The following is a 23663-nucleotide window of genomic DNA, read 5'->3' on the forward strand; positions in this document are numbered from 1 at the left end:
CGGCTACCGGCCGATCTGTGCGGTGATCTTCTCGGCGCCGACGCGACGTTCGATCGCGTCGGCGTCGGGATTGTTCACCTGCACCAGCGAGGCCCCGACCGCGAGCACCGAGATCAGGCCGGCGATCAGTTCGTCGGGCGTCGACCAGGAGCGGGTGGAGAGCACCCGGTCGGTCGAGGCGACACCGTCGGCGGCGGCCGCGGCGCGGGCGGCGGACAGGACGTCGTCGATGCTGCGTCCGTCGAGGGCCGCAGCGCCGGACCCGGTGGGCCGGAACTGGTCACCGTGCACGCGGACGGCCGTCGCATAGTCGGTGATGCCGACGGGCAGGTCGGGCACCGGGCGGCCGAACGCGTCGAGCGACAGGACCGCGACCTCGGGGGCGTCGGCAACGTCGTCCAGTCGGTCGACCGTCACGAGCGCGGCGTCCGCGTCGGGGTCGGCGTCGAGCGTGACCTCGAGCCCCGCCCACCACGCGCCGAGCAGCACGGCGGCGGTCTGCCAATGTGCGGGCAGCAGGACCGACACCCGGGCACCGGGCATCAGTGCGAACTCGTCGGACAGCAGGTTCGCGGTCTTCGCCGCCCAGTTGGCGAGCGTGACCGCCGACAGCTCGATGCGCTCGCCGGTGGCGTCGTCGTAGTAGGTGATCCTCGGGCCCGCCGGATCGGCGGCGAGGATCGGGTCGAGCAGTGCGGTGGTCAGATCGGTCACGGCGCCCATTCTGTCAGTTCATCCGGTGCGGTCAGTTCACGCAGTGCGGGCCCTTGTTGCCGGCGTCGATCGCGGGCCCCGGCTCGACCGGGGTGGGGGAGGTGCCCGCGTCCGAGACGCCACCGGACCCATTCGACGACGACGAACCCGACGGGCTCTTGTAATCGCCCGCGAGCACGACCCGGACCTCGCCCGACGACAGCGACGAATCCGCCTCGATCGGCAGCCCGCCGAGCGTGACGGAGACGGCCTGGCCGGCCTTGCTGTCGGACTTGTTCGCGAACACCGTGCTGCGACTCACCGACTTGCCGGTGTTGTTGCCGACGTCACCGAGGCCGAAGCCCTCGTTCTCGAGCGTCGCGGCGACGCTCGTGGCGAGACCGCTGATGCTGCTGTCGTTGGCGACGTCGACGGTCACCGAGGAGACGTCGATGTCGGGCATGGTCGTCGGTGTCGTCGAGGTGGTGGTGTCGTCCTCGGCCGGCTGCTCACCGGCGAGCCCGGCCACGTACTTGCGCACGGCCTTCGGGTCGACCTGGACGATCGACTCGCCGTAGTCGGTCATCCCGTTGATGTCGACCACGGGGATGGTCTCGAAGCGCACCTTGCCGCCCGCGAGATCCTGTAGCTGCGTCGCGAATTCGATGATGTCCCAGTCGGAGTCGAGCACCACCGAGCGCTTGACGGCCGCGGTCAGCTGGTTGATCTTGCCCGGGCTGGTGAGGGTCTTCGCGCTGAGCACCTCACGGACGAGGGATGCCATGAACACCTGCTGGCGGACGATGCGGTCGAGGTCGCCGCGCGGCAGGTTGTGCCGCTGCCGGACGAAGCTCAGCGCGTTCGCACCCGACAGCGTCTGCTCGCCCGCGGGGAACTTCGCACCCGAGAGCGGTTCGTCCACAGCCGCGTTGAGGCACACGTCGACGCCACCCACGGCGTCGGTGAGGAGAACGAAGCCGAGCAGGCCGATCTCCGCGTAGTGGTCGACCGTGACGCCTGTGAGGTTCGCCACCGATTCGATGAGCGCCTCACGGCCGGCCTGGGTGGCCTCCTTCTCTGCGGTCTTCTCCGATTCGCCGTCCTCGATCAGCTTCTGGCGTTCGGTTTCCTTGGTGGCGCCGTACGCGGCGTTGATCTTCGACTTCCCGATGCCGGGCACGTCGACGTACGCGTCGCGCGGAATCGAGATCGCCGTCGCGGAACTGCCGTCGTTGGGGACGCGGACCAGAATGATCGTGTCGGTGTTGGACGCGACCTCCTCGCCTGCGCGCAGCGAGTCGAGTTCCGCCTGACTCAACGGATTGCCGTGTGCGTCGGTGCGGCTGTCGGTGCCGACGAGCAGGATGTCGACGGCACCGTCCTTGGTGCCGCCGAGGCCGAGGCCGCCGATCGTGGCGAGGCTCGAGCGCAGGGAGTCGACACTGCGCCAAGCGAATCCGGTGATCACGAGGACCAGCACCGCGGCGATCGCGACAGCGATCTGGATGCGCGAGAGCGGGTTCTGCGCTCGCGGCACCGTCCGTGCGGTGGGCTCCTGTGGCACGCGTCGGCCTCCATGACGGTCGGTACTCATACTGGCGACAAGGCTACTGGTGATTCCGCTTCGACAGGGCATGGCGGCGCTCGGCGTGCCAGACTCGCTCCCTGTGCGAAGGATTCTGGTGACGGGTGCGCGGGGGCAACTCGGTGGCCGATTGGTGCAGTGCGCCGAGGCCGCGGGACTGCCGGTGGCGGGTGTCGGTTCCGCTGAGCTGGACATCACCGACGCCGGCGCCGTCGATTCGTGGGTGACGCCCGGTGCGGTCGTCGTGAACTGTGCGGCCTACACGGCGGTCGACGCCGCGGAGTCGGACGAGGCGGCGGCCACCGCGGTCAACGAGACCGGGGCCCGGAATCTCGCGGCGGCGTGCGCGAAGGCTGGTGCGGACCTGATCCACGTCTCCACCGACTACGTGTTCTCCGGTGACCGTGCGGGCGGCGATGCCGCACCGTACGAGCCGGGGGATCCGACCGGCCCGCGGACCGCTTACGGGCGGACCAAGCTCGCCGGTGAGCTCGCGATCCGCGCGGCACTCCCCGACGCGCAGATCGTCCGGACGGCGTGGGTGTACACCGGAACCGGCACCGACTTCGTCGCGACGATGCTGCGGCTCGAGCGTGAGCAGGACACGGTTTCCGTCGTCGACGACCAGGTGGGTTCGCCGACGTATTCCGTGGACCTGGCCGCCGGTCTGCTCGAGCTGGCGCGCGTCGGCGGGCCGCGGGGCGCGACGCTGCACGCCACCAACGCCCGCAGCGCTACGTGGTTCGACCTGGCGCGCGCGGTGTTCGCCGGTGTGGGCGCGGACCCCGACCGGGTCCGGCCGTGCACCAGCGCCGAGTTCGTCCGCCCGGCACCACGACCGGCATACTCCGTGTTGTCTCCGCGCGCCTGGGAAGCGGCCGGCCTGACGCCGCTGCGCCCGTGGCAGGACGCGCTCGCCGACGCGCTGGCGCAACGTCGATGAGGACGATACGGGCACGCGGGCTAGGCTTGCCCGCGTGAGTTCGAAGCTGGCCGTCGTGACGGTGACCTACTCGCCTGGCGAGCATCTGGAGCATTTTCTGAGCACGCTGGCCGCAGCGACGGTCGAGAACCCGCAGGTCATCCTCGCCGACAACGGTTCGACGGATGGCGCCCCCGAGGCAGCGGCAGCGGCTCACGATCATGTCCGGCTGCTTCGTACCGGCGGCAATATCGGCTACGGCGGCGCGATCAATCGCGCTGTCGCCGAGATCGACCCCGACATCGAGTTCGTCATGGTCGTCAACCCCGACGTGCGGTGGTCGCCGGGGTCGATCGACGAGTTGCTCGCGGCCGCCGAGCGGTGGCCACGAGCCGGTGCTCTGGGCCCGATGGTGCGGGAGCCCGACGGGAGCGTGTACCCGTCGGCCCGTCAGGTCCCGGATCTGATCTCGGGTGCGGGACACGCAGTCCTGGGGTCGGTGTGGCCGTCGAATCCGTGGACGCTGCGGTACCGGCAGGAGAACGAGACGATCACCGAGCGTCCGGCGGGATGGTTGTCGGGCTCGTGCCTGCTGATGCGCCGGTCCGCGTTCGATTCGGTGGACGGGTTCGACTCGCGCTACTTCATGTACATGGAGGACGTCGACCTCGGGGACCGGCTGGGACGGGCGGGCTGGCTCAACGTGTTCGTCCCCTCGGCGGAGGTCACTCACGCCAAGGGACACGCGGCCGGGAAGCATCCCGAGCTGATGTTGCCCGCTCACCATGCGAGCGCCTATCGCTTCCAGGCCGACCGGCATCCGCTGTGGTGGCAGGCGCCACTGCGGTGGGCACTGCGCGGCGGACTGGCACTGCGTTCGAAGCTGGCGGTTGCGGCAGCCGTCCGCCGGCGGACAGGACGCGAGGACGAAGAGATCGAGACAGAGGGGAAAGCATGACACTCGCTGCGGAGACCGATGCCGTAATTCTGGTGGGAGGCCAGGGGACCAGGCTGCGCCCCCTGACGCTGTCGGCGCCCAAGCCGATGCTCCCCACGGCGGGAGTTCCGTTCCTGACCCACCTGCTGGCGCGGATCAAGCAGGCCGGCATCACGCACGTGGTCCTGGGTACGTCGTTCAAGGCCGAGGTGTTCGAGGAGCATTTCGGCGACGGCAGCGATCTCGGGCTCGAGATCGAGTACGTCACCGAGGTGGAGCCGATGGGCACCGGCGGTGGCATCCGCAACGTGCTGCCGAGCCTGCGCGCCGACAACATCATGGTCTTCAACGGTGACGTCCTGGGCGGCACCGACCTGGCCGCGGTTCTCGACACGCACGAGCGCACCAACGCCGACGTCACGCTGCACCTCGTGCGGGTCGGTGATCCGCGCGCGTTCGGTTGCGTTCCCACCGACGAGGACGGCCGGGTCAAGGCGTTCCTCGAGAAGACGCAGGATCCGCCGACGGATCAGATCAACGCGGGCTGCTACGTCTTCCGCCGCGAGATCATCGAGAAGATCCCGTCGGATCGTCCGGTGTCGGTCGAGCGTGAGGTGTTCCCGGCTCTGCTGGCCGACGGTGCCCGCGTGTTCGGTCACGTCGACATGTCGTACTGGCGCGACATGGGCACCCCGGACGACTTCGTCCGCGGATCCGCGGATCTCGTGCGTGGCATCGCGCCGTCGCCGGCGCTCGAGGGCCCGCGCGGTGAGTCGCTCGTGCATCCGGGTGCCGGGGTGGCGCCGGGTGCGCTGCTGATCGGCGGTACCGTCGTCGGCCGCGGTGCCGAGGTCGGCGCCGGCGCCCGCCTGGACGGTGCGGTGCTGTTCGACGGCGCGCAGGTCGAGGCCGGGGCGGTGGTCGAGCGATCGATCATCGGTTTCGGTGCCCGCATCGGTCCGCGTGCACTGATCCGGGACGCGGTGATCGGTGACGGCGCCGACGTCGGTGCCCGTTGTGAGCTGGTCGGCGGGGCGCGGATCTGGCCCGGCGTGAAGCTGCCCGACGGCGGAGTGCGGTTCAGCACCGACGTGTGATTCCGCACGGAGCCGTCTTCTTTAGCGTTGCTACTGAAATACTGGGGTTATGTTGTCGCAGGAACCGGTCTTCCACAGGTACGTCGCCCTCGGTGACTCGTTCACGGAGGGCGTCGGCGACCCCGATGCCACCCGGCCCAACGGGTTGCGGGGCTGGGCCGACCGGGTAGCCGAGGAACTTGCCACGCGCAGCGCCGACTTCGGATACGCGAATCTCGCGGTCCGGGGTCGGTTGCTGGGCCCCATCGTCGACGAGCAGGTCGAGGCGGCCGTCGCGCTCGAGCCGGATCTGGTGACGATCTACGCGGGCGGCAACGACTTCATGCGGCCCAAGGTGGACATCGACGCGCTGGTCGCGCGGTACGACGAGGCCATCGGCAAGCTCGCCGCGACCGGTGCGAAGGTGCTGGTGTGGACCGCCTACGACGCCGGCTGGGCCGCGGTGTTCGGCAAGCTGCGCGGCCGTTCCGCGGTCTACAACGAACTGGTGCGCGAGGTGGCGGACCGGCACGGGGCGACGATCGTCGACTTCTGGCGCTTCGACGAATACCGGGACCTGCGGATGTGGGACTGGGATCGACTGCACATGTCGACCCCCGGACACCAGAACATGGCGATCCGGGTGCTGCAGACCCTGGGGGTCGAGCACCACATCGTGATGGATTCGCTGGGTCCGGAGCTGCCCACGGACAAGGCCTCGCGGCGCGAGGCCGACCGTCGGTGGAGGCGGGAGTTCCTCCTCCCGTGGATCGGGCGCCGGCTCCGCGGCACGTCGTCGGGTGACGGCATCACCGCCAAGCGGCCCACGCTCGCGCCGATCCGATAGCCGTCGGGTCCGATCTCCCGCTCTCCGAGAAACGGCATCCGTCGCCGTGTCACCCTTCCGTAGGTTCAGGGCCGCAGTACAGCTCCACTCCTACGGAAGAGGCATTCCATGAAGATCCTGATCGTCGGCGGCACCGGCATGATCGGCGCCCACACGGCGCTGCACCTGCGTGAGCAGGGCAACGACGTCACGGTCGCGGCGCGCAACCCGCTGGCCGACGACTCGCCGGTGCGCGACTTCCCGGTGCTGCTGGGCGACTACACGGAGCAGACCTTCACCGCGGCGCAGCTGGCCCCGTACGAGGGCATCGTGTTCGCTGCGGGGCAGGACATCCGTCACATGGGGCGCGGTGTCGACGAGGCCGAGTTCTGGGAGAAGACGCAGACCGGCGGCGTGCCGCGCTTCGCCGCGCTCGCCAAGGAGGCCGGTGTCTCCCGCTTCGTCCAGGTCGGTAGCTACTACCACCACCTGCGCCCGGAGTATGCCGAGACGATGCCGTACGTCGCGGCCCGCAAGGCTGCCGACGAGGGGGCCCGCGCCCTCGCCGACGAGAACTTCAACGTCTCGACGCTGAACCCGCCGTCGATCCTCGGCGCCATCTCGGGCGTGTCCGCCAAGCGCTACCGCAAGCTGTTCTCGTGGGCCGCGGGCAACGAGCCGGAGATCCCCGACTTCGCCCCCGCCGGCGGCACCAACTACCTGTCTGCGCACTCGCTCGCCGAGGCGATCGGGGGTGCGCTGCAGCGTGCCGAGTCGGGCAAGGCGTACCTGATCGGCGATCAGAACCTGACCTTCACCGAGTACTTCCAGCTGCTGGTCGACGCCGCCGGCGGCAACCGCACCATCGAGGAGCGCAACGAGGAACACCCGCTGCTCCCGGACAGCTTCATCGTCCAGGGCCGCGGAAACGTCATCGCGTACGAGCCGGACCCGGCCGACGTCGAGTTGCTCGGCTTCACGCGCAACGACTGCGCGCGGGCGATCGCCGAGATGTACGAGATCGTGCAGGCGGCAGTCGCGAACTGACCCGACGACGAAGGGCCGGTTCCGCAGAGTGATCCGCGGGACCGGCCCTTTCGTGTTCGGTGTGATCGTCCGGCGGGGGCCGTGCTCAGCGCGCGTTCGCCAGCCGGACCAGGTGGTCGATCGTGTCCTTCTCGGCCCCCTCGGGCAGATCGTCGACGGGCCACCAGCGCAGGTCCTGCGACTCGTCGCTGATCGTGATCGCCGCCCCCTCCGGTGCCCGGACGAGGAAGCGCAGATCCAGGTGGCGAGTCGGCACCCCCAGCGAGCACGTGATGGGGTGCGTGTGCGCCGACAGCAGCCGCGGATCGATCCGCAGACCGTCGATGCCCGACTCCTCCCGCGCCTCCCGCAGCGCCGCGTCGACGACCGTCTCGTCGCCGGGCTCGCAGTGCCCGCCGAGCTGGATCCACCGGCCCACCCGGGGGTGCAGCGTCAGCAGCACATGACAGCCACCCTCGTCCAGCACGAGCGACGACGCCGTGATGTGTCCCGGTGCGTGCGCGCGCAGGCAGCCGTCGGGTGCGGAGTCGAGGAACGCGAGCATCGTGTGCCGCAACGATTCCGCGGCGTCGGAGTCGGTGTCCCAGTTCTGCAGCGCCTCGCGAGCGGACGCGTGCAACGACTGTGCGGACATCTACAGCTCCACGAGGGCGTCGCCCGGCGTGACCGGCTCGCGTGGGGTCAAAGGTTCGACCGGGTGCCCGACGGCGATCGCGCCCAGCGGCTGCCAGTCGACGGGCAGATCCAGCTCGGCCCGGACGGTGTCGGCCGCGAAGATCGTCGACCCGATCCAGCAACTGCCGATGCCGCGCGTCGCGAGTGACACCAGCAGGCCCTGCACCGCGGCACCGACCGCGACCGTGAACATCGTCGACTCGGCCCGGGTGCGGCTCTCGTCGGGGTAGTCGTGCGCGCCGTCGGGCACGCAGAACGGGATCACGACCTCGGGGGCACGGAAGAGGATGTCGCCGCGGTTCACTCGTCGTTCGATCCGCTCGGGGCTCAGGCCGTCCGCGGCGAGGTCGTCGCGCCACCGCTGCTGCATCGCATCGAGCAGGCGCTTGCGGACGTCCGGACTGCGTAGCCACACGAACCGCACCGGCCGGGTGTGATGCGGTGCAGGTGCGGTCAGCGCCTCCGCGATCGAGTCCCGAAGCGCGTCGGGATCGACGAGTTCGTCGGAGAACTCACGCACGGACCGACGCAGCAGCAGCGCCTCGCGCCGCCCCAGTTCCATCGACTCCGCGGTGCCGAGCCAGAACAGGTCCTCCGGACCGCGGCGGATCAGCTTCTCGGCGGCCGAGCCGTCGTCGTCCAGGCCCAGCCCCCGGACGACTGCGACCGGAACGCCGCCGAGCTTGCCCTTGACGAGATCGCCTGCCGCGGCGATCTCGTCGGCGACCGCGACCTCCGTCACGAACAGTTCGTTGCCCTGGCTGTCGACCGCACCGGCGTACGCGTGCAGGACCGGCACGCCCGAGGCTCCGATCGCAGCATCGATCTGGCCGACGCGCCACGCGCGCCCCATCGTGTCCGTGACGACGACGGCGACGTCGACGCCGAGCCGGGACTCGATGTCGCCGCGCAGCTTTCGGGCGCTGCCGTCCGGATCCTCGGGCAGCAGGGCCAGTTCGGCGCCGTCGACGTTGGAGCCGTCGATGCCCGACGCCGCCTGCACGATGCCGAGCCTGTTCTCGGTGATGAGGGTGCGACCCTTGCGGGCCACCACCCGGACCGCCTCCTGGTCGACGAGGCGGCGGCGGGCGGCGTCGCGCTCGTCGGGATCGGTGGGGGAGGCCACGATCCGTCCCTCGACCTTCGAGAACACCTTGCTGGTCACGACGAGCACGTCGCCGTCGGCGAGCCACGGCGCTGCCTCGACGATCGCGTGGGCCAGGTCGTCGCCCGGGCGGAACTCGGGAAGGCCGGGGACCGGCAGGATCTCGATCGCCCGTCCCGCACCGTGATCGCGCACGCTCACAGGCTCACTCCGGTCGACTGGGTCGTTCACAGGCTCACTCCGGTCGACTGGGTCGTTCACAGGCTCACTCCGGCCACGTCGAAGGCGGCGCGGACCATCTCCGCGGTCGTCTCGGGGTCGCTCATGATCAAGGGCACGCTGCGGACCTCGACGCCCGGGACGTCGGCCTCGTCGGTGGAATGGATGAGCCAGCCGTCGAGGATGCCGGTACCGGAACGTGCACCGTAGTGACGGCCGATCGCCTCGGCGGAGGTCTCCACCCCGATCACGTCCAGGCACTCGTCGGCCATGCCGCGCAACGGCTTTCCGCCGATGATGGGGGACAGTCCCACGATCTTGGCCTTGGTGGTGCGTAGGGCGCCGCGAATTCCCGGGACGGCCAGGATGGCGCCGATGCTGACCACCGGATTCGACGGAGCCAGCAGGACGATGTCCGCCGACTCGATCGCCTCGAGCACTCCGGGCGCCGGCTTCGCCTGCTCCGCACCGATGTACGCGAAGCTGTGCGTGGGAACCTGCGCGCGGTACCGGACCCACCACTCCTGGAAGTGGATTGCCTTCTGCGGCTGCCCGGTCGGATCCGCGTCGCTGTCGGGATCCGTGATGACGACGTGGGTCTCGCTGCGGTCGTCGCTGACCGGCAACAGCGAGACACCGGGCTGCCAGCGCTTGCAGAGGGCTTCGGTGACGGCCGAGAGCGGGTAACCGGCCCGCAGCATCTGGCTGCGGATCAGGTGCGTGGCGATGTCGCGATCGCCGAGACCGAACCAGTCCGGCTGAGCACCGTACGCCGCGAGTTCCTCTTTGGCATTCCAGGTTTCGCCGATATGACCCCAACCACGTTCCGGGTCGATGCCGCCGCCGAGGGTGTACATGCACGTGTCGAGATCTGGGCAGATCCGCAGTCCGTGCATCCAGACGTCGTCGCCCACGTTGACGATCGCCGTGATGTCGTGATCGGGGGACGCGCCGGCCCCCGATGCCCCGTCGCCGAGCAGATTTCGAACACCTTGGAGGAAACGGGCCCCTCCGACGCCGCCAACCAATACAGTCACCTTCACAACCCGAAGCCTATGCGTTGTCGCTCAGTGCTGATCGAGGCTGTCTCATCGAACCGGGTTGTACCACGCTGTGCGGTGGGGCGCGGATAGTAAACGACTTTTCCCGTTCGGCTTGACCCGACACGCCAGGGCATGTCTAATCACATGTATGTCATTCCAGGTTCGAGGGGCGAGTGCACTTGGAGCGGCAGTTGGTCCGAACCATTTTTCGGGCCGTTGCGCGGGTAGCCCTCGAGGCGAGAACGACACGACGTTTTTCGAGATCGATCGACTTATTCTGCGCTAGAACACAGGTGGGGAGGCGGAGCGATGCAGTACCAGCAGTACGAGTACCGGCAGTATGAGTTCGACACTCCTCTGAGCGTTGTCGACGACGAGCCGCGGACCGATTCGGACGCACATGTGTCGCTGGGCGACGGCGCCGACTTCGAACTCGGCGTGACCGTCCCGCAGCTCAGTCTGATCCCGGGGCTCGACGCGATGGTCGACCCGGCCGAGGAACAGTGGCAGGACCGCGCGCTCTGCGCGCAGACCGACCCGGAGGCCTTCTTCCCGGAGAAGGGTGGATCCACCCGCGAGGCCAAGCGCATCTGCTTGGGGTGCGAGGTTCGCGGCGAGTGCCTCGAGTACGCACTCGCCAACGACGAGCGCTTCGGTATCTGGGGCGGACTCTCCGAGCGTGAGCGCCGGCGCCTCAAGCGCGGCATCGTCTGAGAGATCGCTACTCGTCGGCCCCGGGTAGATCGGGGTCGATCACTTCAGGGTCCACGCCCAGATAGGTGGACACCTGCTCCACCAGGACGTCGTGCACAAGGTCCTCGAGATCCCGAGGATCCTTGGCGCGCAATTCGATCGGGCGCCGGAACAGGACGATGCGTGCTCGCGTCGCCGTCCCGCGCCGATCGATGCCTGCCGGAATGAGTCGGGACAGCGGCACCGGTCCGTCGGCGACCACTTCCGGTGGCCAATTCACCGAATCCGGGTCGATGGCCCGAATCCGCGGTACGTCGTCGACCGCGATGTCCAGCTTGGTGAGCCGATCGTGCCAACGGGCGTCGATCGGCTCGAAAGCGCCCAGCACCAGCTGATCGAACTTCTCCGCGCGGGTCCGTGCGGCCGGCAGATCCGGCGGGAACAGCGGTCCCCGGATGCCGCGGCCCCGGCGCGCGACAGAACGCGACGTCAAAGGGCGGGGACGACGAGATCTGGCCATGACGTGGAGATTACAGCGGCCCCCGAAGACCCCTGAACCGTGCCGCCGGACACCACTGAAGTCGGACGGCACGAGCGGGCCGGTAGCTCGGGAATCGGTCCGTCGGTGTGTCCGAGTAGGCCAACCGGACACATGGGGTTAGTCTCCTTGCTTGTGAGATCACTGCGTCGATGCTGCCGACCTGGGTGCAAGAACCCTGCTGTCGCCACCTTGACGTACGTGTACTCGGATTCCACCGCCGTGGTGGGGCCGCTGGCCACTGTGGCCGAGCCGCATTCGTGGGACCTGTGCGAGACGCATGCGTCGCGCATCACGGCACCCAAGGGCTGGGAACTCGTTCGCTACGAGGGCGGTTTCTCGTCCAGCACTCCGGACGAGGACGATCTCACCGCGCTGGCCGAGGCGGTCCGCGAGGCGGGCCTGGGAGAGCGTCCCCGCGGCGACGACGGCTCGCAGGAGTCCCGTTCCGGCGCTTCCGCGCCGTCGGTGCCGCCGACGGTGCGTACCGGTCGGCGCGGTCACCTGCGCGTGTTACCCGACCCCGCCAACTGATCGGTCCGAGCGCGCAGTTCTGCCCCTCGCCCCATCGCCGTATCTGCGCTCGCACGCTTACCACAGGCCCGGCGCTGCTGCTCGGGAAGCGGACCCGGCACAGTCCCCACTAGGCTCGGTGATCGACCCGGAGGACGACTCGGCCTGACGAGCACCGTCTGTCGCATCTACGAACAGCAGGAGTAACCAGCAGTGGCTCGATCTGTCGAATCCGTGAATGCCGTGATCAAGGCCTACGACGTGCGTGGTGTCGTCGGTGAGCAGATCGATGCCGACTTCGTCCGCGACGTGGGCGCCTCGTTCGCCCGGCTGGTGCGCGACGAGGCGACCGGCGCCGCACCGGTGACCCGCGTCGCGATCGGTCACGACATGCGCGCGTCGTCTCCCGAACTGTCGCGGGCGTTCGCGGAGGGCGTCGTCGGGCAGGGCCTCGACGTCGTGCACATCGGACTCGCGTCTACCGACCAGTTGTATTTCGCTTCGGGTGTTCTGGACTGCCCGGGCGCGATGTTCACCGCGAGCCACAATCCCGCCAAGTACAACGGCATCAAGCTGTGCCGTGCGGGTGCCAAGCCGGTGGGCCAGGACACCGGTCTCGCCGACATCGCTCGGGAGGTCGCCGAGGGTGTTCCCGCGTACGACGGGGATGCCGGGACGGTGTCCGAGCAGGAGCTGCTGGGCGAGTACGCGAGTTTCGTGCGCGGCCTGGTGGACCTGGCCGAGCTGCGGCCGCTGAAGATCGCCGTCGACGCCGGCAACGGCATGGGCGGTCACACGGTTCCCGCGGTGTTCGAGCCGATGCCCGTCACGGTGCTGCCGCTGTTCTTCGAGCTCGACGGTACGTTCCCCAACCACGAGGCCAACCCGCTGGATCCGGCCAACCTGGTCGACCTGCAGAAGTTCGTGCGGGAGACCGGCGCCGACATCGGACTCGCCTTCGACGGCGACGCCGACCGGTGCTTCGTGGTCGACGAGAAGGGCAACCCGGTCTCGCCGTCGGCGGTCACGGCGCTCGTCGCCGATCGCGAACTCGCGAAGGAGCCCGGCGCCACGATCATCCACAACCTCATCACGTCGCGTTTCGTGCCGGAACTCGTCGAGAAGCTCGGCGGCACGGCCGTCCGGACCCGTGTCGGCCACTCGTTCATCAAGCAGCAGATGGCCGAGACCGGTGCGGTGTTCGGCGGCGAGCACTCCGCGCACTACTACTTCCGCGAGTTCTGGGGCGCCGATTCCGGCATGCTCGCCGCGCTTCACGTCCTTGCCGCGCTCGGCGAACAGGATCGTCCGCTGTCGGAGCTGATGGCGTCCTACGAGGGGTACGCCGCGTCCGGCGAGATCAACTCCACCGTCGCGGATGCATCCGAACGGACCGAGGCCGTCATCGCGCAGTTCGCGGACCGCACGGTTTCCGTGGACCGCCTCGACGGCGTCACGGTCGACCTGGGTGACGGCGCATGGTTCAACCTGCGCGCGTCCAACACCGAGCCGCTGCTGCGCCTGAACGTAGAGGCCCGCACATCCGCCGACGTCGATGCGCTCGTCACCGAGATCCTCGGAACGGTCCGCGCCTAGAACGTCGATTGCTGGGATACTCGAGGCACCTGGACTCGTCGGGGGGACAGGGTTGAGTGGGAGTGAAAGGGAGGTGTGTTCGCGATGACAGCTCCGTCGTCTCTGCTCGATCTCGACGATGTCGACGCCCTGCTCGCTGCCGATGTCGACGGCACACTCAGATTCTCGGCACTCGGCGGTGCGCAGATTCGGGCGACCGCGGCCGCGGTGCACGAGAACGCCCTGTTCCGGCTGCACGGGATGCAGCCGCGCAGCGTCGTCCTCGTCAGTGGTGACGGCTGTGCGTCCCGGGCCGCGGATCTGATCCAGGCTGCGCTCGGCAGCCGGATCAGCGTCCCGGTGCTCGGGTCCGTCGGCACCCCGCCGTGGGTGGGGCCGCTCGACGTGGTGGTCGTCGCCGGCGACGACGCCGGCGACCCGCGGCTCGTCGAGTCGGTGGACAGTGCCCTGCGGCGTGGTGCCGAGGTCGTCGTCGTCGCACCGGACGAGGGTCCGATGCGTGCCGCTGGTGCCGGTCGGGCGATGATCCTGCCGCCTCGCGTCGCGGTTCCCGATCATCACGGCCTGCTGCGGTACCTTGCGGCATTCCTGGCCGTCCTCGTCGCCGTCGACGCGGAACGGTCGGCGAAGGCGATCCCGGATCTCGATCGACTCGCCGACGCGGTCGACGCCGAGGCCGTGCGCGACCACCCGTCGAACGAGGTCTTCCACAATCCGGCGAAGTCGCTGGCCGCGCGGATGCAGGGGCGTCGCGTCGTACTGACCGGGGACTCCCGGACGACCGCGCTCGTGGCCCGGCACGGCATCGAGACGCTACTGAGGGTCGGCGCGGGGGTGGCTGCGGCCACCGACCTGTCGGACGCACTGAGCGGGGTGCGCCGGTTCCCGGCCGCCGCTTCAGCCGACTACGACCCGTTCTTCCACGACGAGGAACTCGACGGGCCGGCCCCGGCTCCGGCCGTGCGGGTCGTGGTCCTCGCGCTCGAAGCGAATCGGCCACTGGTCGAGCGTCGGGTCGCGGCTCTTCCCGACGCGGACGTCGTCGTCGCCGACAGCACCGAAGCCGCGCCGGATCTGGCCGTGTCGGGTCCTGCGGTACCTCGGTCGGCGGGGCCCGGGGACACACGGACCGACCTGGAGCAGCTAGCAATTCTCGTCGGCCGACTCGAGATGAGCGCGGCCTATCTACGTCTGATCGGTGGTAACTAGTGCGCCAACTCGAAGGGGCGCTCCGGTCGTACGCATGGGGGTCGCGGACCGCGCTCGCGGAATTGAGCGGTCGTCCGAGCCCGAGCGCACACCCGGAAGCGGAGCTGTGGCTGGGAGCGCATCCGGGCGATCCCGCGCACGTGATCGAGGACGGCGGCAGCCGTTCGCTGCGGGACGTCATCGACGCCGCGCCGCTGCACGAGCTCGGTGAGCGAAGCGTCGCGGAGTTCGGTGAGCGCCTGCCCTTCCTGCTGAAGGTGCTGGCCGCGGAGGAGCCGTTGTCGCTGCAGGCCCATCCCAGCGCGGAGCAGGCCCGGGAGGGGTTCGCGCGGGAGGACGCGGCGGGTATCCCCGTGGACTCGGCGGAACGCAACTACCGCGACGCCAGCCACAAACCCGAACTCGTCGTCGCGCTCACCAGATTCGAGGCGCTGGCCGGGTTCCGGGATCCGCACCGCACCGTGCGGTTCCTGCAGGCCCTCGACGTCGCCCAGCTCGAGCCGTACGTCGGGCTGCTGGCCGGTCAGCCGGACCCGGACGGTCTTCGGGCGCTGTTCACGACGTGGATCACGCTGCCGTCGCCGGCGCTGTCGGCGCTGTTGCCGCCCGTGCTCGACGGCTGCGTCCGGTATCTCTCGCGCCCCGACGCCACCGAGACCGAGTTCGTGCCCGAGGCGCGAACCGCGCTCGAACTGAGCGAGGGCTACCCGGGCGACGCCGGGGTGCTGGCGGCGCTGCTGCTCAACCGAATCACCCTCGAGCCCGGACAGGGCTTGTTCCTGGCGGCGGGCAACCTGCACGCCTACCTGAACGGAACCGCGGTCGAGATCATGGCGAACTCCGACAATGTGCTGCGCGGCGGGCTCACCCCCAAACACGTGGACGTTCCGGAGTTGTTGCGGGTGCTCGATTTCGACTCCGTCGACGTCCCGTTGCTGGTGCCCGCTCCGACCGGGAAGGTCGGCGAGGTCGCGTACGCGACTCCGGCGCCCGAGTTCGTGCTGACCCGCATCGACCTGGACGCGTCGGACGCCGGTTCCGGGGTGTCCGCGACGATCGAACCCGACGGCCCGCAGATCCTGCTGTGTACGTCGGGGGCGGCCAAGCTCGGGTGCGGACCGCACTCGCTCGTCCTCGAGCGGGGCGGTGCGGCGTGGATCTCCTCGGCGGACAACGAGGTTCACATCCAGGCGTGTGCCGACGACACCCAGATCTTCCGGGCGCGCGTGGGCGTCTGACGCCGGTCGCCCGCCCGATTCGGGTCGAGCCGGACTTATACCGCGCCAGTACCGTTCGGGTGTTTCGTCCCAGGTCAGGCGGCGTGTCACGAAACCGTGCCGGCCACGTCTCACCGGCATAGGCTTTCACCATCCCCACCTCCGAGGAGGCCGCGATGGCGACATCCGACCCGAACGCCGGCCGCATCCGGCGCCGATCAGGCCTGTTCCGCACGAAGTCGGTCGAGCAGTCGATTCTGGAAACCGACGAACCGGAGACCAAGCTCCGCAAGGACCTCACCTCGTGGGACCTGACGGTCTTCGGGGTCGCGGTCGTGATCGGCGCGGGCATCTTCACACTCACGGCCCGGACGGCGGGGAACGTCGCCGGGCCGTCCGTGTCGCTGGCGTTCGTGTTCGCGGCGGTCGCATGCGCACTCGCGGCACTGTGTTACGCGGAGTTCGCGTCGACGGTCCCGGTCGCGGGCAGTGCGTACACGTTTTCGTATGCCACGTTCGGTGAGTTCGTTGCCTGGATCATCGGGTGGGACCTCATCCTGGAGTTCGCACTCGCCGCGTCCGTCGTGGCCAAGGGCTGGTCGCTGTATCTCGGTGAGGTGCTGGGCAGTTCGACTCCGGTGCTGCACATCGGTTCACGTGAGATCGACTGGGGCGCAGTCCTCATCATCGCGATCATCACGGTGCTCCTGGCGACCGGCACGAAACTGTCGTCCCGGGTCTCGGCGGTGATCACCGCGATCAAGGTTGCCGTCGTGCTCTTCGTCGTCGTGGTCGGCGCCTTCTACATCAAGGGCGAGAACTACTCTCCGTACATCCCGCCGTCCGAGGCCGGATCGACCGGCGAGGGTATCCATCAGTCGCTGTTCTCGTTCGTCACCGGCGCCGGCGGCAGCACGTTCGGCTGGTACGGACTCCTCGCCGCGGCCAGCCTGGTGTTCTTCGCGTTCATCGGTTTCGACGTCGTGGCGACCACGGCCGAGGAGACCAAGGATCCGCAGAAGGCGCTGCCGCGAGGCATTCTCGGTTCGCTCGCGATCGTCACGGTGCTCTACGTGGCCGTCTCCCTCGTGCTCACCGGAATGGTGAAGTACACCGACCTCGCCGGCGACGATTCCACGCTGGCCACGGCCTTTGCGATCAACGGCATGGACTGGGCCAAGAACCTCATCTCGTTCGGCGCCCTCGCCGGACTGACCACCGTCGTCATGGTGCTGATGTTGGGGCAGACGCGCGTGCTGTTCGCGATGGCGCGTGACGGCCTCATGCCGAGGAGCCTGGCGCCCACCGGCAAGCACGGCACGCCCGTCCGGATCACCGTGCTGGTCGGCGGCGTCGTCGCGGTCCTCGCCGCGTTCTTCCCGATCGGCACCCTCGAGGAAATGGTCAACATCGGAACGCTGTTCGCGTTCGTGCTGGTGTCGATCGGCGTGGTGGTGCTGCGCCGGACCCGGCCGGATCTGCCCCGCGGCTTCCGGGTGCCGCTGGTACCGCTCGTGCCGATCCTCGCGGTGCTCGCGTGTCTGTGGCTGATGTTCAACCTCTCCGTCGAGACCTGGTTGCGGTTCGTGATCTGGATGGCGGTCGGCGTGGTCGTCTACTTCGCCTACAGCCGGCGGCACTCGATGATCGGGGTTCGCGAACGGGCCGCGGCCGCGGCGCAGGCGCAGGAGAAGCCCTAGGTTTACAAATCAACTCGATTGTCTAGACGTCATACAGGAGGGCGCGTATCGTCAACTTCAGGGTGATGCCGCTCACGTTCGGGCGGCCGCATGGAAGGGGACGACGATGGCGGCGGACGGAGCTGTCGAAACGGAAGTGCCGGTCTGGCGGGACAAGAAGCGCTACCTGTGGTTGCTGGGGCTGATCCCGCCGACGGCGATCTTCCTGGCGCTGGGGCTCGTCTGGCTGTTCAATCGGGTCGGACTGGATGCGGTGTCGCCGGTGTGGTGGTGGATCGGTCCGCTGCTCGTGTACGTGCTGCTGCCGATCCTCGACCTGGCGTTCGGCGCCGACGGTCAGAATCCGCCGGACGAGGTGATGGAACACCTCGAGAACGATCGCTACTACCGCTGGTGCACGTACGCCTACATCCCGCTGCAGATCGTGACGGTGGTGGTCGCCTGCTACCTGTGGTCGGCGGACGACCTGAGTTGGCTCGGGATCGACGGCGGCCTCGGGCTGATCTCGAAGATCGGTCTCGCGATCAGCGTCGGCTGTGTCGCCGGCATCGGCATCAACACCGCCCACGAACTCGGCCACAAGAAGGACGATCTGGAGCGTTGGCTGTCGAAGATCACGCTGGCGCAGTCGTTCTACGGGCACTTCTACATCGAGCACAACCGTGGTCACCACGTGCGCGTCGCGACCCCGGAGGATCCCGCGAGTTCGCGCTTCGGGGAAAGCTTCTGGACGTTCCTGCCGCGTAGCGTGTGGGGCAGCCTGCGGTCGTCGTGGCACCTGGAGAAGGCACGTCTCGAACGGCTCGGTAAGGGGCCGTGGACGATTCGCAACGACGTGCTGAACGCGTGGCTGATGTCGGTGGTGCTGTTCGGCGCCATGATCGCGATCTTCGGCTGGGAGGTGGCGCCGTTCCTGGTGCTGCAGGCAGTGTTCGGATTCTCCCTGCTCGAGACGGTCAATTACCTCGAGCACTACGGGTTGCTGCGGCAGCGTACCGAGAGCGGGCGTTACGAGCGGTGCACGCCCGCGCACAGTTGGAACAGCGATCACATCTGCACCAACATCTTCCTGTACCACCTGCAGCGGCACAGTGATCATCACGCCAATCCGACGCGGCGCTACCAGACGCTGCGGAGCATGGACGCCGCGCCGAACCTGCCGAGCGGGTACGCCAGCATGATCATGCTCGCGTACGTGCCGCCGCTGTGGCGTGCGGTGATGGATCGGAAGGTCCTCGCCCACTACGACGGCGACATCACCAAGGTCAATCTGCAGCCGAGTAAGCGGGAGAAGCTGCTCGCGGCGCACGGGGGAGCGGCATGAGCGCCTATCGCTGTCCGGTGTGCGAGTTCGTGTTCGACGAGGCCGTCGGGGCGCCCCGCGAGGGATTCCCGGCGGGCACGCTGTGGGCGACGGTGCCCGACGACTGGTGCTGCCCCGACTGCGGGGTCAGGGAGAAGATCGATTTCGAACCCGTCTGACGGGGAACAGGACAGGAACATGAAGGACTACAAGCTCTATCAGTGTGCGCAGTGCGGATTCGAGTACGACGAGGAGCAGGGCTGGCCGGACGAGGGCATCGCGCCCGGAACCCGGTGGGAGGACATCCCCGACGATTGGCGGTGTCCCGATTGCGGTGCCGCGAAGGAGGACTTCTTCATGGTCGAGGTCGAGCGCAGCTGAGGCGACGGGCGTGCCGCCACTAGGGTCGAGAACATGACCGAGTCACATCCACGCGTGCCGTATCAGGAGGCGTCGCGACTGCTCCTGCGCGAGTCGATCCTGGACGCGGTCCACGACTTCCTACTCGAACGTGACTGGTCGGGCGTCACCATGACCGACGTCGCGGCGGTGGTCGGCGTGAGCCGGCAGACGCTGTACAACGAGTTCGGGTCGCGGCAGGGGCTCGCGAACGGCTATGCGCTGCGGTTGGTGGATCGGTTCGTCGACGCCGTCACGGACGCCGTCTACCGACACGAGGGTGATGCGCGCGCGGCGCTGGTGGACGGGTTCACCGGCTTCTTCCAGGCCAGTGGTGCGGACCCGTTGGTTCGGTCGTTGCGGACGGGCGCGGCGAAGCCGGACCTGTTGCGCATCGTCACCACCGACAGTGCGCCGCTCATCGAGCGGGCGACGGGACGGCTGGCAGAGACCTTCCGGCTGAGCTGGATTGGTGCGTCCGACGCCGACGCGACGGTGCTGGGACACGGCATAGTGCGCATTGCACTCAGCTACGTGTCGATGCCGCCGACGTCCGACCGCGACGACGCGCAGGAGTTGGCGGCCCTGCTGGCTCCCTTCGTCGACGTCGTGACCCGGGCGTGAGGTACGGCCCGTCCCCGGGGCGGATCGGTACCCGATAGCCTGGGAGCCAACCCAGACGGCAAACAGGAGAGGCACATGACGACCTCAGTTTCATCGGACCCGGTGGCAGAGCACCGCGGCGGCATCGACTTCAAGGTGGCGGATCTCTCGCTCGCCGAGTTCGGTCGCAAGGAGATCCGTCTCGCCGAGCACGAGATGCCCGGTCTCATGGCGCTTCGCCGTGAGTACGCAGACGTGTTGCCGCTCAAGGGCGCTCGCATCTCCGGTTCGCTGCACATGACGATCCAGACCGCGGTCCTGATCGAGACCCTGGTCGCGCTCGGTGCCGAGGTGCGCTGGGCGTCGTGCAACATCTTCTCGACGCAGGACCATGCGGCCGCAGCGGTCGTCGTCGGCCCGCACGGCACCGTCGACGAGCCCAAGGGCGTCCCGGTCTTCGCGTGGAAGGGCGAGACCCTCGAGGAGTACTGGTGGGCGGCCGAGCAGATGCTCACCTGGCCGGGCAGCACCGCGAACATGATCCTCGACGACGGCGGCGACGCCACGATGCTGGTGCTGCGCGGCGCGCAGTACGAGAAGGCCGGCGTCGTCCCGCCCACCGACGACGAGCACGACTCGGACGAGTACAAGGTGTTCCTGGCGCTGCTGCGCAAGTCGCTCGAGGCCGACGGCGGCAAGTGGTCCGCGATCGCCGAGTCGGTCAAGGGTGTCACCGAGGAGACCACCACCGGCGTGCTGCGCCTGTACCAGTTCGCGGCGGCCGGTGAGCTGGTGTTCCCGGCGATCAACGTCAACGACTCGGTCACCAAGAGCAAGTTCGACAACAAGTACGGCACCCGCCACTCGCTGCTCGACGGCATCAACCGCGGCACCGACGTCCTGATCGGCGGCAAGGCTGCGCTGGTGTGCGGCTACGGCGACGTCGGCAAGGGCTGCGCCGAGGCGCTCCGCGGCCAGGGCGCCCGCGTCACGGTCACCGAGATCGACCCGATCAACGCGCTGCAGGCGATGATGGACGGCTTCGACGTCAAGACCGTCGAGGAGTTCATCGGTCAGGCCGACATCGTCATCACGGCCACCGGCAACAAGGACATCATCTCCTTCGAGCACATGAAGCAGATGAAGCACCAGGCGATCCTGGGCAACATCGGCCACTTCGACAACGAGATCGAGATGGCGACGCTCGAGCGTTCGCCCGAGGTCACGCGAATCAACATCAAGCCGCAGGTCGACGAGTTCACGTTCGCCGACGGTCACTCGATCATCGTGCTGTCCGAGGGGCGTCTGCTCAACCTCGGCAACGCGACCGGTCATCCGTCGTTCGTCATGTCGAACTCGTTCGCGAACCAGACGATCGCGCAGATCGAGCTGTGGACCAAGCCGGACGAGTACGACAACGAGGTCTACCGCCTGCCGAAGCACCTCGACGAGAAGGTCGCGAAGATCCACGTCGAGGCGCTGGGTGGCTCGATCACCAAGCTGACGAAGGATCAGGCCGAGTACATCGGCGTCGACGTCGAGGGCCCGTACAAGCCGGAGCACTACCGCTACTGAGTCACACGCGGCGTTCGTCGCAGTCAGTCACGGCATCGGCCGGAGATCGTGGTCACGATCCCCGGCCGATGCCGTTATCCGGCCGTCCCGGCCGCGTGCGCTCGCTAGGGTCCGAGGGTATGGCGGTGACGGGGAGTGGCGAGCGTCTGTTGTTTCGCGACGTGCGGGTGTTCGACGGTGAATCCGCGGATCTCGTGCACGGGGACGTGCTGATCGACGGCGACCGGATCGAGGCGGTCTCGGGATCGCCGATCGGGGAGGCGCCGGGGCGGGAGACGGTCGTCGTCGACGGCGGAGGCCGCGTGCTGATGCCCGGGATGAGCGACGCGCACGTGCACCTGGTGGGCAACGCCAACTCGTACCTCGATCTGCTCACTGGGTCGCAGGCGCACATCGCGCTCAACGGTGTCGCGGAGGCCCGGAGCATGCTGTTGCGCGGCTTCACCGCCGTGCGGGACATGGCCGGCGACACCGCGAGCATCAAGTCCGCGATCGACCGGGGCCTGTTCCCGGGTCCGCGGATCTATCCGTGCCAGGCGGCGATCTCGCAGACCAGCGGGCACGGCGATTTCGGCTTCGTCTACGACACACCGACCGAACTCGGTGGCGTCGAGAACCGGTCCGAGGCAATCGGGTTCATGCGCATCGCGAACGGCGAATCGCAGGTGCTGGCGGCGGTGCGCGAACAGCTCAAGCGGGGTGCCTCGCAGATCAAGCTGATGGTCGGTGGTGGTGCGGCGTCGATGTACGACCCGCTGTACACGGTGCAGTTCACGGCGGGCGAGTTGCGGGCGGCGGTGGACGCGGCCACCGACTACGGGACCTACGTCGCCACCCACGTGTACAACGTCACCGGTATCCGCCGGGCGATCGACGCCGGAGTGAAGTCGATCGAGCACGGCCACCTCGCGGACGAGGACACCGTCGCCCTCATGGCCGAGCGTGACGTGTGGCTGTCGATGCAACCGTTCGCCGAGGACGACCACCACTTCCCGGATCCGGACCGCGCCGAGAAGAACCGCGAGATCTGCGGGGGCGTGGAACAGGTGTACGGCTGGGCACGCAAGCACGAGGTGCGGGTCGCGTTCGGCACCGACCTGCTCCTCGAACCCGAGTCCGCGCCGCGGCAGAGCGCGATGGCGGCCCGGCTGGCCGACTACTTCGGCAACGTCGACGCGCTCCGGATGCTGACGTCCGGCAACGCCCGTCTGTTCCGGATGGCGGGGGAGCGGGACCCGTACCGGGACGCCCCGTTCGGGGTGATCGCCCCCGGCGCGTGGGCCGACGTGCTGCTGGTCGACGGGAATCCGCTCGACGACCTCTCGCTTCTCGCCGATCCGGACAAGCGACTCGCGGTGATCGTCAAGAACGGCGTGGTCCACAAGAACGTGTTGTGACCGCCGTCCCGTCTCGGGGTCCGGGCGTCCGGCGGTGCGCACCGATAGGCTCGGCGGTCGTGGGAATGCTGATCGCTCTGGAAGGGCTCGACGGTGCCGGTAAGCGCACGCTCGTCGGCAAGGTCGTCGCTCGACTCGAATCGGACGGCCTCGACGTCGCCACTCTCGACTTCCCGCGCTACGGGGCGTCCATCCACGCCGACCTCGCGTCCGAGGCGCTCAAGGGGGCGCACGGCGACCTCAGTGCGTCGGTGCACGCGATGGCGGTGATGTTCGCCCTCGACCGGGCCGGCGCGGCCGACCGGTTGCGCGAACTCGTCGCCGCTCACGACGTCGTGATCCTCGACCGCTACGTCGCGTCCAACGCCGCGTACGGCGCCGCGCGGATGCACGAGGGCGGCGCCGGCGAGTTCGTCGGCTGGATCGAGAACCTCGAGTTCGACCGGCTCGGGCTGCCGCGCCCCGACCTCCAGCTGTATCTGGACGTGCCCGTCGCGCTCGCCGAGGAGCGTGCCCGGGCACGCGAGGCGGTGGACAGTTCCCGCGCCCTGGACGCGTACGAGAAGGACAGCGGCCTGCAGACACGGACCGGTGAGGTGTACCGCGAGTTGGCGGCAGCGGACTGGAACTCGCCGTGGTGGACGCTCACGCCCGACACCGATCCGGGCATTCTGGCCGATAAACTGGCAGTCTTGCATCAGCGGAGAGGCCTGCCGCCGCAACATTGAGCGGCACGCCGGGGCGTGTACGCGCCTTTCCACATCAAGCAGCCTCGAAGATGTAACGATAGGG

24 protein-coding genes are annotated in these 23663 nt (G+C 68.7%); 18 read left to right on the forward strand and 6 right to left on the reverse strand.

The features are described 5' to 3' along the window. Positions 1–3: 3 nt before the first annotated feature. Together LCL87_RS11850 and LCL87_RS11855 are read right to left on the reverse strand one after the other, a co-directional pair. Positions 4–723, reverse strand: a complete 720-nt coding sequence (locus LCL87_RS11850) for a TIGR03089 family protein (protein ID WP_225019745.1) — start codon at positions 721–723, stop codon at positions 4–6. A gap of 22 nt (positions 724–745) precedes the next feature. Next, positions 746–2287: an LCP family protein gene (locus LCL87_RS11855; RefSeq protein ID WP_510850743.1), complete on the reverse strand. Its 1542-nt coding sequence runs from the start codon at positions 2285–2287 to the stop codon at positions 746–748. Between the two features lie 40 nt (positions 2288–2327). Between LCL87_RS11855 and rfbD the strand changes: the two genes are divergently transcribed. The 5 genes from rfbD to LCL87_RS11880 all read left to right on the forward strand — a co-directional run bounded on the left by rfbD (position 2328) and on the right by LCL87_RS11880 (position 7086). Further along, a complete protein-coding gene (rfbD, locus tag LCL87_RS11860) occupies positions 2328–3221 on the forward strand; it encodes a dTDP-4-dehydrorhamnose reductase (protein ID WP_225020015.1) in 894 nt (297 codons plus the stop codon). A gap of 34 nt (positions 3222–3255) precedes the next feature. Further along, positions 3256–4158 carry a glycosyltransferase family 2 protein gene (locus tag LCL87_RS11865; protein WP_225019747.1) on the forward strand — a complete coding sequence of 301 codons (903 nt, stop codon included), beginning with the start codon at positions 3256–3258 and terminating at the stop codon, positions 4156–4158. Then, positions 4155–5234 (forward strand): mannose-1-phosphate guanylyltransferase ManB, encoded by a 1080-nt coding sequence (gene manB / locus LCL87_RS11870; RefSeq protein WP_225019749.1) that lies wholly within the window; start codon positions 4155–4157, stop codon positions 5232–5234. The genes LCL87_RS11865 and manB overlap by 4 nt, the downstream gene beginning before the upstream one ends. A 49-nt stretch (positions 5235–5283) precedes the next feature. Continuing rightward, positions 5284–6060, forward strand: coding sequence for an SGNH/GDSL hydrolase family protein (locus LCL87_RS11875; RefSeq protein WP_225019751.1), 777 nt, complete (start codon positions 5284–5286; stop codon positions 6058–6060). Between the two features lie 108 nt (positions 6061–6168). Beyond that, on the forward strand, positions 6169–7086 hold the full coding sequence (locus LCL87_RS11880) for an NAD-dependent epimerase/dehydratase family protein (protein ID WP_225019753.1): 918 nt from the start codon (positions 6169–6171) through the stop codon (positions 7084–7086). A gap of 85 nt (positions 7087–7171) precedes the next feature. On the opposite strand, the gene LCL87_RS11885 is transcribed toward LCL87_RS11880, so the two are convergent. Genes LCL87_RS11885 through cofD form a run of 3 tightly spaced genes read right to left on the reverse strand, consistent with a single transcriptional unit; the run spans position 7172 to position 10128 of the window. Beyond that, the gene (locus tag LCL87_RS11885) at positions 7172–7720 is read right to left on the reverse strand and encodes an NUDIX domain-containing protein (protein ID WP_225019754.1); all 549 of its coding nucleotides are present in this window, start codon (positions 7718–7720) and stop codon (positions 7172–7174) included. Then, complete coding sequence (locus LCL87_RS11890) at positions 7721–9067, reverse strand: coenzyme F420-0:L-glutamate ligase (protein WP_225019756.1); 1347 nt, start codon at positions 9065–9067, stop codon at positions 7721–7723. Positions 9068–9123: 56 nt separating this feature from the next. Further along, complete coding sequence (gene cofD, locus LCL87_RS11895) at positions 9124–10128, reverse strand: 2-phospho-L-lactate transferase (RefSeq protein ID WP_225019758.1); 1005 nt, start codon at positions 10126–10128, stop codon at positions 9124–9126. Positions 10129–10608: 480 nt separating this feature from the next. On the opposite strand from cofD, the gene LCL87_RS11900 reads away from it, so the two are divergent. Further along, positions 10609–10842, forward strand: a complete 234-nt coding sequence (locus LCL87_RS11900) for a WhiB family transcriptional regulator (RefSeq protein WP_225020017.1) — start codon at positions 10609–10611, stop codon at positions 10840–10842. A gap of 7 nt (positions 10843–10849) precedes the next feature. Here the strand turns inward: LCL87_RS11900 and LCL87_RS11905 are convergent, their stop codons facing one another. Then, entirely contained in the window at positions 10850–11341 is a 492-nt protein-coding gene (locus tag LCL87_RS11905) for a metallopeptidase family protein (RefSeq protein ID WP_225019760.1), read from the reverse strand. A gap of 153 nt (positions 11342–11494) precedes the next feature. Here LCL87_RS11905 and LCL87_RS11910 point away from each other — a divergent pair, with 153 nt between their 5' ends. The 12 genes from LCL87_RS11910 to LCL87_RS11965 all read left to right on the forward strand — a co-directional run bounded on the left by LCL87_RS11910 (position 11495) and on the right by LCL87_RS11965 (position 23599). Then, a complete protein-coding gene (locus LCL87_RS11910) occupies positions 11495–11893 on the forward strand; it encodes a DUF3499 domain-containing protein (protein ID WP_225019762.1) in 399 nt (132 codons plus the stop codon). Positions 11894–12085: 192 nt separating this feature from the next. Continuing rightward, positions 12086–13468 carry a phosphomannomutase/phosphoglucomutase gene (locus tag LCL87_RS11915; RefSeq protein ID WP_225019764.1) on the forward strand — a complete coding sequence of 461 codons (1383 nt, stop codon included), beginning with the start codon at positions 12086–12088 and terminating at the stop codon, positions 13466–13468. Positions 13469–13552: 84 nt separating this feature from the next. After that, positions 13553–14677 (forward strand): tobH protein, encoded by a 1125-nt coding sequence (locus LCL87_RS11920; protein ID WP_225019766.1) that lies wholly within the window; start codon positions 13553–13555, stop codon positions 14675–14677. Then, positions 14677–15915 (forward strand): mannose-6-phosphate isomerase, class I, encoded by a 1239-nt coding sequence (manA, locus tag LCL87_RS11925; RefSeq protein WP_225019768.1) that lies wholly within the window; start codon positions 14677–14679, stop codon positions 15913–15915. Before LCL87_RS11920 ends, manA begins: the two co-directional genes overlap by 1 nt. Positions 15916–16070: 155 nt before the next feature. Next, a complete protein-coding gene (locus LCL87_RS11930) occupies positions 16071–17594 on the forward strand; it encodes an amino acid permease (RefSeq protein WP_225019770.1) in 1524 nt (507 codons plus the stop codon). 106 nt (positions 17595–17700) lie between these two features. Beyond that, positions 17701–18918, forward strand: a complete 1218-nt coding sequence (locus LCL87_RS11935) for an alkane 1-monooxygenase (protein ID WP_225019772.1) — start codon at positions 17701–17703, stop codon at positions 18916–18918. Further along, a complete protein-coding gene (locus tag LCL87_RS11940) occupies positions 18915–19076 on the forward strand; it encodes a rubredoxin (protein ID WP_225019773.1) in 162 nt (53 codons plus the stop codon). The genes LCL87_RS11935 and LCL87_RS11940 overlap by 4 nt, the downstream gene beginning before the upstream one ends. A 19-nt stretch (positions 19077–19095) precedes the next feature. Continuing rightward, positions 19096–19278 carry a rubredoxin gene (locus tag LCL87_RS11945; RefSeq protein ID WP_225019774.1) on the forward strand — a complete coding sequence of 61 codons (183 nt, stop codon included), beginning with the start codon at positions 19096–19098 and terminating at the stop codon, positions 19276–19278. 33 nt (positions 19279–19311) lie between these two features. Next, a complete protein-coding gene (locus LCL87_RS11950) occupies positions 19312–19920 on the forward strand; it encodes a TetR/AcrR family transcriptional regulator (RefSeq protein ID WP_225019775.1) in 609 nt (202 codons plus the stop codon). A 75-nt stretch (positions 19921–19995) separates the two neighbouring features. Then, positions 19996–21474: an adenosylhomocysteinase gene (gene ahcY / locus LCL87_RS11955; protein ID WP_225019776.1), complete on the forward strand. Its 1479-nt coding sequence runs from the start codon at positions 19996–19998 to the stop codon at positions 21472–21474. A gap of 119 nt (positions 21475–21593) precedes the next feature. Beyond that, the gene (locus tag LCL87_RS11960; protein WP_225019777.1) at positions 21594–22871 is read left to right on the forward strand and encodes a metal-dependent hydrolase family protein; all 1278 of its coding nucleotides are present in this window, start codon (positions 21594–21596) and stop codon (positions 22869–22871) included. 59 nt (positions 22872–22930) lie between these two features. After that, entirely contained in the window at positions 22931–23599 is a 669-nt protein-coding gene (locus LCL87_RS11965; protein WP_225019778.1) for a dTMP kinase, read from the forward strand. Positions 23600–23663: the final 64 nt, after the last annotated feature.

The organism is Prescottella equi (genome assembly GCF_020171745.1).
GTDB classification, from domain to species: domain Bacteria; phylum Actinomycetota; class Actinomycetes; order Mycobacteriales; family Mycobacteriaceae; genus Prescottella; species Prescottella equi_A.